General features: G+C 48.3%; 14 protein-coding genes and 1 tRNA gene. 12 read left to right on the top strand and 3 right to left on the bottom strand.

Translation table 11 applies throughout. The features are described 5' to 3' along the window. Positions 1 to 136: 136 nt before the first annotated feature. A complete protein-coding gene (locus AB9P05_RS04695; protein ID WP_371907652.1) occupies positions 137 to 5284 on the bottom strand; it encodes a hypothetical protein in 5148 nt (1715 codons plus the stop codon). 176 nt (positions 5285 to 5460) lie between these two features. Further along, a tRNA-Asn gene (locus AB9P05_RS04690) sits at positions 5461 to 5534 on the bottom strand. Between the two features lie 285 nt (positions 5535 to 5819). On the opposite strand from AB9P05_RS04690, the gene AB9P05_RS04685 reads away from it, so the two are divergent. The 12 genes from AB9P05_RS04685 to AB9P05_RS04630 all read left to right on the top strand — a co-directional run bounded on the left by AB9P05_RS04685 (position 5820) and on the right by AB9P05_RS04630 (position 14669). Continuing rightward, complete coding sequence (locus AB9P05_RS04685; RefSeq protein WP_371907651.1) at positions 5820 to 6227, top strand: Hsp20/alpha crystallin family protein; 408 nt, start codon at positions 5820 to 5822, stop codon at positions 6225 to 6227. A gap of 208 nt (positions 6228 to 6435) precedes the next feature. Further along, positions 6436 to 7929, top strand: coding sequence for a Do family serine endopeptidase (locus AB9P05_RS04680; RefSeq protein WP_371907650.1), 1494 nt, complete (start codon positions 6436 to 6438; stop codon positions 7927 to 7929). 258 nt (positions 7930 to 8187) lie between these two features. Next, positions 8188 to 8409, top strand: a complete 222-nt coding sequence (locus tag AB9P05_RS04675; RefSeq protein WP_371907649.1) for a hypothetical protein — start codon at positions 8188 to 8190, stop codon at positions 8407 to 8409. A 104-nt stretch (positions 8410 to 8513) separates the two neighbouring features. After that, positions 8514 to 8735 carry a hypothetical protein gene (locus AB9P05_RS04670; RefSeq protein ID WP_371907648.1) on the top strand — a complete coding sequence of 74 codons (222 nt, stop codon included), beginning with the start codon at positions 8514 to 8516 and terminating at the stop codon, positions 8733 to 8735. Between the two features lie 378 nt (positions 8736 to 9113). After that, positions 9114 to 9359 carry a hypothetical protein gene (locus tag AB9P05_RS04665; RefSeq protein WP_371907647.1) on the top strand — a complete coding sequence of 82 codons (246 nt, stop codon included), beginning with the start codon at positions 9114 to 9116 and terminating at the stop codon, positions 9357 to 9359. A 194-nt stretch (positions 9360 to 9553) separates the two neighbouring features. Next, positions 9554 to 9799, top strand: a complete 246-nt coding sequence (locus AB9P05_RS04660) for a hypothetical protein (RefSeq protein WP_371907646.1) — start codon at positions 9554 to 9556, stop codon at positions 9797 to 9799. 109 nt (positions 9800 to 9908) lie between these two features. Then, positions 9909 to 10157, top strand: coding sequence for a hypothetical protein (locus tag AB9P05_RS04655; RefSeq protein ID WP_371907645.1), 249 nt, complete (start codon positions 9909 to 9911; stop codon positions 10155 to 10157). Between the two features lie 67 nt (positions 10158 to 10224). Further along, positions 10225 to 11247 (top strand): grasp-with-spasm system ATP-grasp peptide maturase, encoded by a 1023-nt coding sequence (gwsG, locus tag AB9P05_RS04650; RefSeq protein ID WP_371907644.1) that lies wholly within the window; start codon positions 10225 to 10227, stop codon positions 11245 to 11247. After that, a complete protein-coding gene (locus tag AB9P05_RS04645; protein WP_371907643.1) occupies positions 11244 to 11447 on the top strand; it encodes a hypothetical protein in 204 nt (67 codons plus the stop codon). The genes gwsG and AB9P05_RS04645 overlap by 4 nt, the downstream gene beginning before the upstream one ends. Next, the gene (gene gwsS / locus AB9P05_RS04640; protein WP_371907642.1) at positions 11440 to 12483 is read left to right on the top strand and encodes a grasp-with-spasm system SPASM domain peptide maturase; all 1044 of its coding nucleotides are present in this window, start codon (positions 11440 to 11442) and stop codon (positions 12481 to 12483) included. Before AB9P05_RS04645 ends, gwsS begins: the two co-directional genes overlap by 8 nt. Positions 12484 to 12571: 88 nt before the next feature. Next, entirely contained in the window at positions 12572 to 14116 is a 1545-nt protein-coding gene (locus tag AB9P05_RS04635; protein WP_371907641.1) for an aldehyde dehydrogenase family protein, read from the top strand. 133 nt (positions 14117 to 14249) lie between these two features. Further along, complete coding sequence (locus AB9P05_RS04630) at positions 14250 to 14669, top strand: response regulator (RefSeq protein ID WP_371907640.1); 420 nt, start codon at positions 14250 to 14252, stop codon at positions 14667 to 14669. 134 nt (positions 14670 to 14803) lie between these two features. Here the strand turns inward: AB9P05_RS04630 and AB9P05_RS04625 are convergent, their stop codons facing one another. After that, a complete protein-coding gene (locus tag AB9P05_RS04625; protein ID WP_371907639.1) occupies positions 14804 to 16249 on the bottom strand; it encodes a hypothetical protein in 1446 nt (481 codons plus the stop codon). Positions 16250 to 16748 lie beyond the last annotated feature (499 nt).

Below are 16748 nucleotides of genomic sequence, written 5' to 3'. Positions count from 1 at the left end.
GTAAGGTTTAATAAGTTATAAAAATTGCCATGGTATTCATATTTATAATGATGAGAAATATTATTTTTCCATAATACAAAAAAAGAGGACTGCCTTATTAAAGCAGTCCTCCCGGTTGTAAATAATGCCAGTACGATCAGGCATCTTCTTCAAATGTACCCGTGATCAGCAGGTCACCTGGTACATAAGCGTCACTAAGCTTTATGTAGTTATTAGAAGGGAAAAGCAGGTTCTTCAGGGCAAAGACCGATACGCCGCTGAAACTTATATTGAACTTAGAGCCTAGCGTCTCTTTCACCTGTGGCTGTAACTTGGCATTGATTTGAGCCTGCAGGTCATCCGATCCGCAAGGCCCTCCCCCGGAGGTACGTGCTTCCGCATTAGGGTTAATCTGCCCCGCGTTGATCTGTATCTCCTGGTTTCTGCCGGTGCCACTCACCTTAGTAGGTAGTGAGGCTGAGACGACAAGAGTGATGTCCGTGCTCTGTTTATTGTCCTTCCAATCTGAACACCAGAATGAACAGCTTCGCGTCTTCTCATTAAAGTAGAACGGATTCTTCTTGCTGTAATTCAGGCTCATACGGCCATCAGTGCCAGGCGTAATTTTCATACCGTCCAGGCTCCATTTTACCGGGTTGCCTCCCCATGGCTCATACTTCCAGTAGGATGTGGTAAAGCTCCTCGGAGCAGTATAGCTTCCATCCAGCGAACTCAGGTCCACATCACCTTCAATACTTGCCTGCGTGGCTTCCGCAGACCAGGCCTTATTCGTGTCCCCGGGATTATCGCCTTTCAGGCTCCATCCTGAGGTAAGACTGGAGGGCATTACACTGCCGAACATAATGCGGCTGTTGATCATAAGGCTGCACTCTGCGCCCTCCGGGATCGGCTCCGGCACATCCGGACTTATGTACGTCTGGCTATAGTTAAATACCGCCCGTTTATTAGTCTGAATAAAGAGCTGTAGCAGTTCGTTGCCTCCCTGGGTTTTCAGGGCTTTAAACAGGAACTGGTTAGGCTTCATGTCCGGCAAAGTAGCTATACCCGACAGATCCAGTGAGTTGATAATGAACATAACAGGGTGCTCCTGGAAGTAGGCCTTAACCGCATCGCTAAAGGCGACCTTCTGCTGGTCACTCATATCTATCTCGATATTTTTAGCCGAGAAGCTACCCTTCTGCATGTCCAGTACCACACTAAGTATATCCTGGTTGTCATTTACCAGCCCTTTTACCTTATCTATTTTAATTACCGCCCGGAGTGTGGCCGTACTGCCTATAGGTTCAGGGTCATTATAGTACTCAAGCACCAGTTTTTTCACTCCCCCTATCGTCTGCTCTTTTACCGCATCCGGTGGCAGGTTATTCGCCCTGGCCAGTACCTCAAGCGTATTGCGGTCATCCTGAGTGTCCGAGCCTACGTACCGTGAGCCTTTTTGTACCGTACCCGAGGTAATCTCCATATTCAGATCCCCGTTACTGCCGTCATTCACCAGGAAAGTAAGCTGCGGATAGCCATAGCTCAGGTTAAATTTCTGAAGTACGTACGTGAGAATGTCACCAATATTGGCACCCTGTACCGCTGAATCTGCTGTGATTTTGCCACCATACTCCCTGTCATTGTTTTTGAGTTTGTCATATTGGCTCGCCAGCACATTATTGATCTTGGCCAGGTCCATGTTAAATACCACGTCCCAGTTATTCATGACCGACTTTTCAGCCATCTGGCCTACCAGCTGCTGTACCGAAGGCTTTTGGTTTACCGACACACCGTCTGCCGTAAGTCGGAAGGCCTGCAGCAGCCTGCTGCGGGTATCATGGATGCGTGTATTAAGCACAAACGTCAGTACTACCTTTACCGTCAGGTCCTCAAAGGCCATGTTCTTATTTGTCCGCGTCTTAGGCAATGAGAGTTCCCATACTGAGAAAGGCGTAATAGGATTTACCCCCTCTGACCAGGAATCACCCTTGTCCGAGAATTTTGGTTTATTCCCTTCCACTTTATACTCATAAGTACGCTCCCGCTGCAGGGTATTAAAGACGATGGTCTGCCGGTCAGCATTACGGTCATAAAAAGGCCGCCCCGTGTAGTCCAGTTTTACTAGGTACTCCCCGCTATCCGTGCTCTTTATCCCATCCACGCGGGCCACTACTGCCTTCACCCTTACGTCCACATACTTCAGAAATTCTGTAAAGTTAGGTTGAATGTTAAAGTGATATATTTTACCGTCACGTAGTTCCTCAACCGGTACTTCCACCTCCACATCCAGCGGCGTAGTAGTAGAAGGCTGGAACTGCCTCCAGGCTGTTTCGGCAGCCAGCGTATTATTACCCTGTGTAACTATTGCAGACTGTATACCCAGCGTATCGAATGAATGGATAGGCGTAGGGGGCTGCAAATAAGTGTACTGCAGTGCCTGATCCTGCAAAGTAAAGGCCCGTGCCAGCATGCCCAGCATTTGTGACCTTACCATGCTGAGGGTACCCGTAAGCCCCATCAGATCTATCGCATTTTTATCCAGGTCATTGATAGTCGCCGGGTTCAGGTCAGTATCCAGCTTTTCAAGCCGGCCTATCTGCTCGTCCAACAGGTTCTTTTGCTGCTGGCGGCTATAAATGTCCTGTGCCGTCTGCCGTGTGGAAGACATGGCCGCTGAGAGAGCCTTGCCTTTGAGTACATAGATCTTGAAGGCCGCTACCAGCGCCGCCTTTTTCTCATTCACATTCGGGTCATTGGGTCCCGTTGAGAGCACCTGGTCCATCAGGATTGACATCTCATCCCATGGAAGATCTGCCGTCACGGCGTTCTCGATACCATCAAATGCCTCCTGCGCTTTCACAAACTTGTCTACTCCCGTAGAGGTGTCAGTGAATAGCTTCATGGTCGCATTGGCCACATTCAGAAACTTCTGGATGCGCTGTGCCAGCAGTCCCAGGTCCTTAACTGCACTAATGGAGCTGGCAGGTATCAGAAACGATGTACCCAGTGAGAAAAGGTCCGTAGCCACCGTAAGGCCAAACTTGATGGCTTCGGTAATGCGCCAGTCCTCTATAGCCTGCTTGTAGTTGGCTACCGCCGTGCCTACATCTGCCTGCTGGCTGGTAACCTCCGAACGCAGGTTGCCTACCGTATCCTCCTGCTTTTGCAGCTCCTGTTTCTTCTCATTAATAATAGAACCGTAATACCCCGAGAGCGACTTTTGCTGCTCAATACTGGCATCTACATAGCCCGAAAGCAATTTGCCGGATGCGATGATGTTTTTATTCAGATCCTTGCCTACGTTAATGATAAGCTCCTGCGTTTTACGGATCTCAATATCCTGGTGGTAGCGGTCTATCGTAAAGTCTATGTCACGAAGCAACGCCAGGATTTTTTCTACCTGTGCCTGGTACCGGTTAAAGGGTAGAAGGGGCACAAAAGAACCCAGGGAGCGGTCATCATCCACATGCGCCAGGTCCAGCGCCTGCACCCGTATGTTCAGCAGGTCCGCATCACGGTTAGTAGCCGGTATGATCTCCGTGATCCACAGCAGGCTGTCATGCACAAAGTTTTCTACCTCACTTCGCTCAGGCTGATTAGCCTTCAGCGTATTATCCGCCGCCTGGGCAAAGGTAAAATTAAACTGCAGGCTTTGCTTTAGCTTGTCCAGGTGCTTTTCTGCCGGCGCCTGACGGATGTCTCCGTCTACCGTCACATAGCTGCGACTGCCGGGTGTAGTGATCGAAGAGCCGTTTGTTTTAGCCTGTGATGGTTTAGTAATATAGCGAAGACCGTCTACCAGCGTGTAATGCTTACTACCGGCCTGATTTTGCACCCGTAGCGCACCGTAGAACTGTTTCGCATTAATCACAAGGTTATCATACCCCTCATCCGTTAGCTCGATGGCAGGAGTGTAGTCTTTTTTCTCTACTGCAAATAGCTGACCTGTTATCATTACCTCTTCACCAGGTAAGTGCAGAGGCTTTTCAGAGTTATGCTGCAGGTAATTGATATAAAGCGTAAGCGCCTTTACCTCATCTTCTGCCACAAACTTCAGTTCCTTCAGGTCCAGCGCTGCTTTGTACGTATTGATAAAGGGCGTAGCAATATTAGACAGGAAGCCTGGGAGTTCGTTTTGCGAGAGCTTCTTAGCCAGACCGGATTCAGAACCGTATGGACAGTAGCTCACAAAGTTAGGCTTTATGGCATCCCCATACTTCTGTACCGCCGCTGCCTTAAATACCCTGCGCCATATCTGCTTGCGGCTGTGCTCTGTATATAGCGTAAGGCTGGTCAGGTAAGTGCGCAGCGCTGTTACCTCCCTGAAGTCTGCGTTCATTTTCTGCAGGCTCACAGGTGATTCCGTATTAAATGCTGCAAATAAGCTGTTATGCTCTGCGTATTTGTCGTCCATCCAGTCACCGGCTGTCACCGTATCCTGTATCTTACTGCTCAGGCTCAGGCTGAGTATGCGGCCATACTCGCTAACGTAACCGAACGCGCCCGTATTGGCATCCGTAGTATACTGCCTGAATAGCTCTGCCTGCGGGCCGCTAAGCTTATCCTTCTGGTCGGCATAGATCTTTTTTACCCGCTCAAATCGTGCAGAGGGCATGGCATATACCTGAAAGATCATATCCCCCAGCTCCATGCGGGAAATAAAATGGGTGCCCAGCTGTCTGAAGCAGTCCAGGTAGCCATTGGCATCCTCCGCACTTACTTTGTCCGGAGAAAAGGCAGCACCGCGGGGTTTTACTCTTTTCAGAGAGCCCATAGCTTGCGTGTATTCATCGCTAACTCCCAGCTCATCCGGAATACGGGAGGGGTTGGGGTGAATAAGTACGCCCATGTCCCGGCTGCTGTGAGAAGCGGTATCGTCCTTCCGTACCAGTTTTACAAGTACAAACCCCGTATCGGCAGCCGCCAGGTTTACACCCAGCGTATCGGAGAGCCGGCTGATGGCCTGGTCATGGTCACTGTCGCCCAGCATCAGGGCTCCGGAAGGCAATGCCGGGCTATCTATCCCGTCAGAGGGGTCGTCTATCTCATACGGGAGCAACTCATCCATAAGAGAGGTGGCGGACTCGTGCAGGGATATATACGGGAAGCTCCATTCGGCCGTAACAGACGGTGCAGGAGCTTCCGAAGCTGTCAGGGGGTTGCCCGGTACCGGAAACAAGGCATTGTTGCCCTGTCCCTGGCTTAACCAGGCAGGATTATAGCCATATAGTAAATTTGTAGCGGTGCCGATGAGGGGGATTACGGGTCTCGACTCGGCTGGCGAGGGTAGGGTTTCGGTCAGCATAGGGTTTGGTTTATAGGTGTGAAGTAGTATTGCCCGGACGGGCTTGTCCTCCTTGATTGCTTATGCCGGAAAAAGGTAATAGGAAAGCGTGCTTTTTTTCAGAAAGGTGCTGAGAAAGAGAAGTTTGCGGAGGGCTAAAAACAAAAAAGCCTTGCAGATATCTGCAAGGCTTTGTGCTCCTCCTCTTGGGCTCGAACCAAGGACCCTCTGATTAACAGTCAGATGCTCTAACCAACTGAGCTAAGGAGGAATATGGTATCAAAATCAGCTTTTCTGACTTTGTTTCCCCGAATGGGATTGCAAATATGCAACACGTATTTTTTTTTCACAATACCCTACCCAAATTTTTTTCTACAAATTTATAAATCTGCCATAACAAGACAATATGACATGTCGTGGCTTATTTTGGTTGTCTTTTTATGACAAAATGACATTAAATAAGGTGGTTTTTGCGGCTTAGGCCAGTTGGCACACTTTTCGTCTATGCCCTTTCAGCAATTATTCACAGACACAAAACTTAAAAACGTATATAGCTATGGCACTTGTTAAATATCAAACCGTTCCTACTTTCGACCTTTTTGATCGCTTCTTCGGACAGGAGGCTTTTCAAACTAACGGACACAAAGGATTCTCCCCTTCGGTAGATGTGGCTGAGACTGAAAACTCATTTGAACTCTCATTTGCCCTGCCCGGCTTCACCAAAGAGAGCTTTACCATAGATGTGGAAGAGCGTAACCTCGTAGTAAGTGGTGAGCGCAGCCGTGAAGACAGGGAAGGGGTGATCTACCATAGTGTAGGTACCGGATACGGCAAGTTCAAGAAGTCTTACATCCTCCCCGATAATGCAGACGCCGAAAACATCAAAGCAACCTTTGAGAACGGTATCCTGCGCGTGGAGATCGCTAAGAAGCAGAAAACCCTCAGAAAAATTGAGGTGAAATAAGGTAACTCAATTAGTGTTTAAGGAAAAAAGGTGGCTCAGGTCACCTTTTTTTATAACCCGACACGATCTCAGTACATTCTCCTGCTGCCCCCGTCCGGGCAGTCTGTTAAAAAATGTTAACCGCGCATCATTCAATAAAACATTGCGTTAATTAAACCAGAAAGCCCCACCGGGGTTTAATTATACAGAGCGCAGAATTAATACAGATATGAGTAGAAAGCAGTTTTTTACAGGCATTTTCCTTGCCTCCCTGCTCAGCGGCGTGATCGCCGTGGGAGGCTACCGCCTACTCACCCCCCAGCCGCGGGTGATAGAGGTAAATGATGATGAGCAGCAGCCCCTCCTGACCAAGTACCTCGAAGACACCACCTTTGTGGTGCCGGAAGGGCTTAACTTCGTTTTTGCAGCCGAGAAAGTAACCCCTACCGTGGTTCATATACGGAGTACTTATAACGGGAGTGGCGATGATGCACAGGCAGGCCGCAATCCCCTGGAAGAGTTTTTCAGAGAATACTGGGGCGATGGGCAGCGTGCGCCCCGTGATCCTCATCAGAGACGTGGCCCGGCCCGTGCATTTGGCTCCGGCGTGCTCATTTCTGAAGACGGATACATTGCCACAAATAACCACGTAGTGGAAGACGCCGACGAAGTGCAGGTGACACTGGAAGATAATCGGGTATACGATGCCAAAGTGATCGGTACAGACCCTACTACCGACCTGGCCCTGCTGAAGATAGAAGAGGATGATCTACCCTTCGTGAAGTTTGGCAACTCTGATGTGGTGCGCGTAGGTGAGTGGGTGCTGGCCGTAGGTAATCCATTTGACCTTACCAGTACCGTTACAGCCGGTATTGTCAGTGCCAAAGCACGTAATATTAATATCCTTCGTGACCAGAGCGGCCTGCAGATAGAGTCATTCATACAGACCGATGCAGCTGTAAACAGAGGCAATAGCGGGGGTGCCCTTGTAAATCTGAAAGGTGACCTAATCGGGATCAATACTGCTATTATCACCCCAACAGGCGTTAATGCCGGATACAGCTTTGCCGTACCCAGCAGCATTGTAAGCAAAGTGATGCGCGACCTGAAAGAATTCGGTACTGTACAGCGTGCCCTGCTCGGTGTGCAGATCCGCTCAGTAGATGCCGACCTGGCCGATCAGTTTAACCTCAATACCCTCAATGGCGTGTACATTCTGGGGGTAACGGAAGGCAGTGCCGCCCGTGATGCCGGCATAGAGGACGGTGATGTGATCGTAAGTGTAAACGAAGTACAGATCAATACCGTATCCGAGCTGCAGGAGCAGATCGCCCGCTACCGCCCCGGTGATGAAGTGGACGTAGTCGTGATTCGTAATAATAAGCGCCGCAACTTTGAGGTGAAACTGAAGAACAACATGGGCGATACCCAAATGGTACGCAATGAGTCCAGCATCTCTATAGGAGGGGCCCGCTTCCGTGAAGTGTCCGAAGAAGAAGCCAATGAGCTGGAAATCCAGGGCGGTGTACGCGTGATAGACCTGAGCACTGGCAAGTTTAAAGCAGCCGGTGTGGAAGAAGGCTTCATTATCACCAGCGTGAACAAGCGTCCCATACGTTCTGTCAATGACCTGATGGAGGCCCTGCAAAATAACAGTGGGGGTATGCTCTTCGAAGGGGTGAACCCGGATGGGTCAGAAAGCTACTATGCCATAGGATGGTGATATGATAAGTTAGTGAATAAATAGATTTTGGAATGATAAACCGCTCGTCTGCTTCTGTAGATGAGCGGTTTTTTTTTGGTGAAGGGTGTGTTGAGTAATTTAGTAATTAAATCATTGAGTGACAGGGGAGTATTCCCGACTGTGTGGTGTACATCCCGTCTGTAGGAGAATGATAGCCATATAGCGCGCCGGCAGATGGATAAGACAATCCGCTCAGCCAGAGCTGTTTGCCCCTGCCATTAGATTTAATTAAATTCCATGATGAGAAAATTTGAAAAACTTACCGATGCGACCTTTGAAAGGGTTGAGCGAATAGGAAGAGAAGGACTGAAGGGTGGCTGTGCCTCCTGTGTCCAGACTTTTGGTACAGGTACTGTTAGCACGCCCGCTACCAATGGTGAATTGTCCTTGATGAGCACTTCCACGACGGATACTATTTACGAAGAGGATAGGAGTAACGGCCCTTATCCGCCTGCCTAATCAGGTATCTATTCTTAGGAGTTAGCTTTCTTTCAAATTCAAAAAGGGCTGTTTCTCTGGAAGTAGAGGCTTTGCCCTATCCATCTAAATGACTAAATTCCATAATGAGAAAATTTGAAAAACTGACCGATGCGACCTTTGAGAAGGTTGAGGGAATAGGGAAAGAGGGGCTGAAGGGTGGCTGTGCTTCCTGTGTACAAACTTTTGGTACCGGTACCATAGGCACACACTCTACGAATGGTGAATTATCTATAATAAGTACTTCCACCATGGATACTACTTACGAGGAAGATGTTATAAGTGGCGGTTGGCCCCCTAAAGGTTAATGTTATCAAATAACTTCAAGAGGCTCTTTTCGGTGACGGGAAGAGCTTTTTTAGTTATAGAGTTATTGAGTAATAGAATCATTGAGTGACTTTGGGAGTATCCATATGTGGTGGTTTCATTCTTACCTGGAGAAGATGTTCGGATAGGCCCGGGCTTTTGAATGTGCTTAGAATGAAAAAAGGCAGGAAGCTGGCCATAAGATAGGGCAGGAACTGCCTGTTAGAAAAGGACTTTTGGTTAATGGGATTACACAATTTGAAGCGATTTTCGGCCCACGTGCTACTTTTTCAAAAAACCTGCTCCTCAACTTGCGGTAAAACCACCTGATGGTTATCTTAAAAACTAAACTAATTAACTGATTAATAAATAGTTGACCTATGCATAATTTCGAAAAGCTAGATCAGAAGACTTTTGAAAAACTGGACCGTGAAGAGAAGAACAATGTAAAAGGCGGTAGCCTCACAGCCGTGAGTATCATGACCTATGACCCTACCACCCCCACCCAGCCCGGTGATACAATCGCCACGGGCTCTCCCTCACTGGTAGTGGAGGAAAGCGTATCCGGCAGTTCGCTCGATACCAGCTACGTAGACGATAGCTCCGGCGGTGGCGGTTGGGTCTGATAAATTTTCCCCAATATCCTGATAATTTAAAGCCCTTCCCTGTTTTGGAAAGGGCTTTTGTTATATAGTACCGGCTAAAAATACGTTTAAACGCTATTATTTGGTGGAAAAAAACAATTATTACCTATTGACAACAAAGTTGCATCTGGTTAAATTTAGGATGGATTTATAACTGGTATATAATTTTTGATCCTATGAAGACTAAATTCGAACGATTAAGCGACAGCACCTTTGAGAAGCTGTCAGACGAACGCAAAAATGATGTAAAAGGTGGGGGAGATACCTACATGAGCATATGGACTGCCGATGGCGGCGGTGGAGGAGGGGGTACTACTATCGCTTCCGCCGGTAGCCTCACCGTTAGCGAAGAGACCTACGCCATGGCCAGAATGGACACCGTAAAGTCCGATGACTCCCCATCAGAGCCTGTATTGGTCTGATAGATATCTGCCGGCCGGAACCATCCGGCCGGCTTTTTTTATATTCTGCCCGCCCTGACCAGTCCGGACAGAGTCCCATTTGAGTTTCCATCTATAAATTTTTATACCTATGAAAAAAAAACCTGCTTTTGAGAAGATCAGTGAGGCATCCTTTGAAAAACTCTCACACGAGGAGGCAAATGACCATCGGGGCGGATGCCACACCTATCGCTGTTACCCTGTCCTTACCGATACCGGTGGAGGCGGAGGGGGCATCGTGAGCGACCCTGGTACGGCTCCCACTCTCGAGGGAGGCGAAACCATATCGGGTCAAACCGATTATGTATGCGGCTATGAGTACGATTGCCAATATGTTTGATGCCACTTGGCAGACTCAGACAATACCTCCCCGCCTGCCGTAAAGCAGGCGGGTTAATTTTTTGCCTATGATCCTTATAATCAGTCAGCCGATGGAGTATACCACCAGTGAAGTATGTCGCTGGTTGCGTCACTGGAAGGTACCACATGTACGGCTGCATCCGGAAGACCTGCAGGAAGGCGGTATGCATTACGAGCTAGGGGCCGGTAGCAGGACGGAAGAGCCGGAAAAGAACCGCACCGTGCAGGTCGATCCTGTTGGTGCTGAGCGGTGGCAGTCTGATGAAGTAAATACAGTATGGTACCGCCGGTGGAGTCAGCCCAGGCAACTGATGCAGCTCTGGAAAAATGCAGGGGAGCCGGAGCTGGATAAGGTGCGGCGGCACCTTGGCGGAGAGTTTGCCACCCTTACCCAAACGCTGATACGCCACCTCGGCGATGTGAAGTGGCTAAACCACCCTTCAGATAATCACCTGAATAAGATAGACGTGCTCGAGAAGGCTCTTGAGGCCGGGTTTGATGTGCCTGAAACTCTCATTACCGGCAAAAAAGCAGCGCTTAGCCGTTTCATAGACCAGCATGGTGCTGTTATATCCAAGCCAGTAAAGGAGGTGGATTTTTTCCCTTACCACGGGGATGAATTCAGCCTGTATACCGTGCGGTTTACTGCCGATGAACTGGAAGACCTGCCGGATACTTTCTTTCCTACGCTTTTTCAACGACAGATACCTAAGCAGTATGAGATACGAACCTTCTACCTGGGTGGTGAATGCTATAGCATGGCTATATTCAGTCAGGCAGATAAGATGACTGAGCTGGACTTTCGCCGCTATAACCACGGCAATATGAACCAGATGGTGCCCTTTAATCTGCCGGCGGAGCAGGAAGCCGCAGCTGACCGCCTTATGAAGGCCCTGAATATGGACTCGGGCAGCCTGGATATCATCCGGGATACAGAGGGCCGCTATGTGTTCCTGGAGGTGAACCCGGTAGGCCAGTTTGGCATGGTCTCTCGACCGTGTCATTACCAACTGGAGGAAAAGGTAGCCCGCTTTTTACGAGAAAGAACAGCGAAAACAGAGACGACATGAGTGAGAGAGAGAAAAAGCTATTTTTTGACCACCTGAAAGAAGAGAAAGACAAAATACCTGCCTACTACCACTATATGGGATCTGTATCGCGCAGTGAGCAGGTCCGCCGCATCACCTATATCAAAGGCACCACTGAAGTGCTGGAGTGCACTTCCTTTCACCGTCCTGTCAGTACCATAATCCCGCCTGTAGATGAGTAAGCCGAAAGAGGTATTCAGATTGTATGCAAATTGTAAGGTTACGGAAGGAGCCCGCCGTAGCATCGTATGTGACCTGTGGCATAGTCGCTACGACTTTATTCCTAATATGCTCGCTTATCTGCTGAAGGAACATGATGGTATGAGCCTGGAGGAGATCAAGGCTCATTATGATCATGAGCATGACGATGTGATAGAGGAGTACTATGATTTCCTCCTAAAAAACGGGTACGGATTCTACACGGATGAACCTCATCTTTTTCCGGCGCTGCCAGAAGGGTACCGCCACCCCGGCCGTATAAGCAATGCCATAATCGATATGGACCGGCAGTCCGGGCACGACTACAAGAGTCTGTTTGGCCAACTGGAGGCACTTGGTTGCAAGGCTGTGCAAATCAGGGCATATGATCCCTGCCCGCCTGCAGAATGGGTGAGGATAATGGATTGCCTGTTGGATACGCACATCCAGGCAGTGGAAATCCTTACGCCGCATATGGACAATGTGCCTCCTTCCGAATGGATAAAGGTGGTCAATACCTACCCGCGTATAGGCAGCTTTGCCGTGCATGGCTCTCCGGAAGATGAGGTAAAAGAGACCCCCGGACAGGTGCCAGTGGCGTTTATAAAGCAAGTGATTAGTGATGATACGCACTGCGGCCTGGTGCATCCTGCTTTTTTCAGTATCAATATCGATGGCTATACTGAGAGCCGGGAGGCTAATAACTGTCTTAATGGCAAAATCAGTATAGACAGGCAGGGGCAGCTATGTAACTGTCCCAGCCTGCCCGAACGCTATGGCCATGTCAGTGAGGTTAGCCTGGCGGAGGCGCTGGCTATGCAGGACTTTGTCCGGTATGATAGCATCACAAAAGACAGTGTCTCGGTATGTAGCGATTGTGAGTTTCGCTACATCTGTTCAGACTGCAGGGCTTTTACCCATGAAAAAGACTACGGAACAGAAGCGCCCAAAAAGTACGGTAAGCCAGCCAAATGCACATACGATCCGTATACGGCCACCTGGCAATCCGACGTCTCCTGAGGCAGATTGGCCGATTATCATTTACAGGGCAAGGGTTCTGGCAGAATATTTCTTAATTTCGCGCCTTTGGAACAGATAACACGAACCCATGTCAGACACTTTCGGAATCCGGCAGGCGCTGGAGCAACTAGGTATCGCAGAAAAAAATAATGGCACCGGCACCGGTAGCCAGTGGTGGAGTAGCGGAGATGAGACCATCTCATCCTATTCGCCTGTTGATGGTGAGCTTATAGCCACTACCACCGTTACCACGGCGGAAGACTATGAGAAGGTGGTAGAGACTGCCTCGGCTGCTTTCCAGGAGTGGAGAAAGATACCCGCCCCCAAGCGTGGTGAGGTGGTACGCCAGGTAGGCGAGGCCCTGCGTAAGTACAAAGAGCCACTGGGCAAACTGGTGAGCTATGAAATGGGCAAGTCACTTCAGGAAGGTTTAGGCGAGGTACAGGAGATGATCGACATCTGCGACTTTGCGGTAGGCCAGAGCCGTCAGCTTTATGGTTCCACTATGCCCAGTGAGCGCGAAAACCACCGCATGTTCGAGCAGTACCATCCCCTCGGTATTGTGGGCATCATCTCCGCCTTTAACTTCCCCGTGGCGGTGTGGTCATGGAATAGCGCCCTGGCCTGGGTATGTGGTGATGTCACTATCTGGAAGCCTTCTGAGAAAACCCCTATCACGGCTGTGGCTTGCCAGAAAATTACGCAGGAAGTGTTTGCTGCCAATGAGGTGCCTGAAGGCGTGAGCTGCCTGATAAACGGTGACTACCGGGTGGGTGAGCTCATGAGCCAGGATAAGCGTGTTCCTCTGGTGTCAGCAACAGGTTCTACCCGTATGGGCCGCGCCGTAGGTGAAACGGTAGCCAAGCGTATGGGCCGCGTACTATTGGAGCTTGGTGGTAATAACGCCCTCATCATAAGCCAGCATGCCGATATGGAAAAAGCCATGATCGGTAGTGTGTTTGGTGCAGTAGGTACTTGCGGACAGCGCTGTACCACTACGCGCCGGTTACTGGTGCATGAAAGCATATTCGATAGCTTCACACAGAAACTCAGGAAGGCCTACGGTCAGTTAAAGATCGGTAACCCGCTGGATGAGAGTAACCACATAGGTCCGCTTATTGACAAAGGCGCAGTGGCAATGTATGAGGACGCTATCAAAAAGGCGAAAGAAGAAGGTGGGAAGGCCATAGTAGAAGGCGGTAAGCTGGAAGGCGAAGGCTACGAAAGCGGTTGCTATGTCAAGCCTGCTATCTACGAAGTGGAAAATCACTACGCTATAGTACAGCACGAAACATTTGCCCCCATCCTGTATGTGATGAAGTACAGCACACTGGACGAGGCGCTGGAGCTGCAAAACAGCGTACCTCAGGGTCTCAGCTCGGCTATTATGACCGAGAACCTGCGTGAGGCTGAGCTCTTCCTCTCAGCGGCCGGGTCTGATTGTGGGATTGCTAATGTGAATATTGGTACCAGCGGAGCGGAGATCGGCGGCGCCTTTGGAGGTGAGAAAGAGACCGGCGGCGGTCGCGAATCCGGCTCCGATGCCTGGAAGGTATATATGAGACGCCAGACCAATACGGTGAATTATGGTACCGAACTTCCCCTGGCTCAGGGCATTAAGTTCGATATTTGATTTTAATATTCCAGCGGTTTACCGCTTTTCAGGCAGGAAAGCCGCTGGAATTTTTATATTTTTTTACGACCAAATAAGCTTTGGTATTACGTATAAAAGCCTATATATTTATAGCCGGTGAAACACAGCAACTATGGCAGACAAAAATAAGGCGCAGTATAATGCAGTGATGCTTATCGATGATAATGAGATAGACAACCTCATTAATCAAAAAATGATCGAAGCAGCGGATATGACTAAAAACATATATACGCATACCGGTGCTAAAAGTGCGATCGAGTTCCTTAAGAACATCGAAAAAATGGAGGGCGTAGCCGAGCAGGTGCTTCCCGAGATCATTTTCCTCGATATCGATATGCCGCTGATGGACGGGTTCCAGTTCCTGGATGAGTTTGATAAAATGGGTGATGTAACTAAGAGCAAGTGCAAAATCGTAATGCTCACGTCCTCCATTAACCCTCAGGACATGAATAAGTCTAAGAAATACAACTACGTGAAAAAATATATAAATAAGCCTCTTACGCAGGACACTCTTTCCAAGCTGTCCGTGTAAGTAAGTCACCTTAATACAGGATATTTTATATGCAGGCCTCCGTGCCTGCATTTTTTTTGTCTATACAGTTTCTTTTAAACAAAAAATGCGGCTCAAAGGCCGCATTTTTAATGTATCGCATGTAATTGTTATGATCAGGTGCTGAGCTTGCTCATAAACACTTCGTCCATCTTGATTAGGGTAGTGGGCGCGAAGATATTTCTCTCCGTTCGGTTAAACTTGTCCACCAGGGCCTTTATCTTAGGATACTTATTCTTCTTAATGTCGCTGATGCTGATCTTCAGGATCTTAGTGAACAACTGAACGTGCTCGCAATTATCCTTACCCAGCAGTCTTATCTGACGCTGGATACTATTGATGAGCTGGTTGAACAGATCAAAGTCGTTCATCAGACAGTACTGGAGTGCCAGCAGGGTCTTTATCTCCAGTTGTGCATAAGGGTACTTCTTCAGGCTGATGTCGTTCAGCAGGTTATTTATCCAGCGGGCAGCCTCATCGTACTTTTCTGCATAGTAGCAGGAAATGGCACGGTAGGTAACGTACGTTACATATTTAGGGATGTCCTGTTTATCCATCTCGAAGTCCATGAAGAGGTTTTCATTCTCCTCGTACATTTCGCCTTCTGTCTCCATACGGATGTGGCGCTGGATCTTGGTTACCAGGAACTGTGCCGGGTAGGTATACAGGCTGTAGTTGCTCAGCAATACGTCCGTAGCCTCATTTACCTCTTCAAAGTACTTCTCCGCCTTGCGGTACACCTTGTAGTGGTTGTAATACTCGAGTTTCAGGAATTCGAACACCAGGTTCAGGTGGTAGTAGATAGAATCCAGGTGGTAGCTGTTAAATATCTTTTGTACCTGGCTTAGTACATCTTCGATAGGCTCACCCTCTTCGTCCATGCCCCCGTCGTCCGGCTCTACAAACAGGCGGTGGAAGATGTTCATGCAGCTATGATATACATACAGCCTGTGCGATTCGTACAGGTTACTTGTGTTGGTCATTTCCTGCAGGAGCAGGTTTAGCTCCATCTTTTCAATATCACCACCTGTCAGGCTGTAGTTACCGTACTTCTTAAAGTAGTCGGCCAGCAGGTCCTCCGCCTTGTCTACGGCCAGCATATAAGCCACGTGCTTGTTATAAAGCTGTGAGTAGGAGAAGTGCTCCTCTGAGTTTACATGCAGTTTTTTCAGTGACTTATATACGATCGTCAGTTCGTTGGACAGGTCGTAGTCAAGCAGTTCTTTTTCCAGCTTCTTCAGCGTGGCAATGGCGATAGCTCTCTTTTTGGTAAAGATGATCTCATTTATGTTGGCCACCTTTTTCAGAATGTCCGTGCGGGGGCTTTCCATCTGCTGCAGAAGGTATTCCTCTATCTTTTGATTGAGGCGGCTTCTTAGCGTATAATAAGCATTTGTATTTACCTCCAGCTCCTGCATGATCTTATTATCAGACAGGGACCTTTCGCGCATTGCCTTTAGCAGATACGCTGATTTTTCAGCATTACTTTCTATGAGTGAGGTGTAGATAGCCTCATAGTCTACATCTGAAAGCTGCTTAATAATATTTTTAAGCTTCGCCATGCGTTACATTTAAGGTTAGTTTCGTAAAGAATCCTCGGCCGAATATACAGAAAATTTGCAAAAAGCCTTTCTGAAACCTTACGTAAGATAATCTTAAAAATACGCATTTATGACTCAGGTAAGTTTTGATGCATTTCATGTTAAAATGGATTCCTAGTGAGTTTATTTCCAGTTTTTTAAGGGGGTTGGGGTATCTATTTTGGTTGGTGAATTTTAATGGATTTGGTTCTTTTTGATGAGTTTAGGGCTTGTTTTTAACTCGGTTTCTTTAACAATCGGGTGACTTTACGCTAAAATCCGGGAGGGGCTGTAATGATTTTATATTGCCTGATGTATGCCAATAGACGTAACGTTTTCACTTTATTTGGTGCTATTATGTAGGGTGTGGGCGGTAAAAGCATTTAGGTAGGGTGAATTTTCACCTGAAATCCTTCTCTTTTTCCACCTGAGACTACTGCTTTGAGTCATCTATCTATGGGCTGTTAACCATTATACTCAC

It is taken from the genome of Roseivirga sp. BDSF3-8, assembly GCF_041449215.1.
In the GTDB taxonomy this organism is placed as follows: domain Bacteria; phylum Bacteroidota; class Bacteroidia; order Cytophagales; family Cyclobacteriaceae; genus JBGNFV01.
This window is presented reverse-complemented; position numbering and strand designations above follow the sequence as displayed.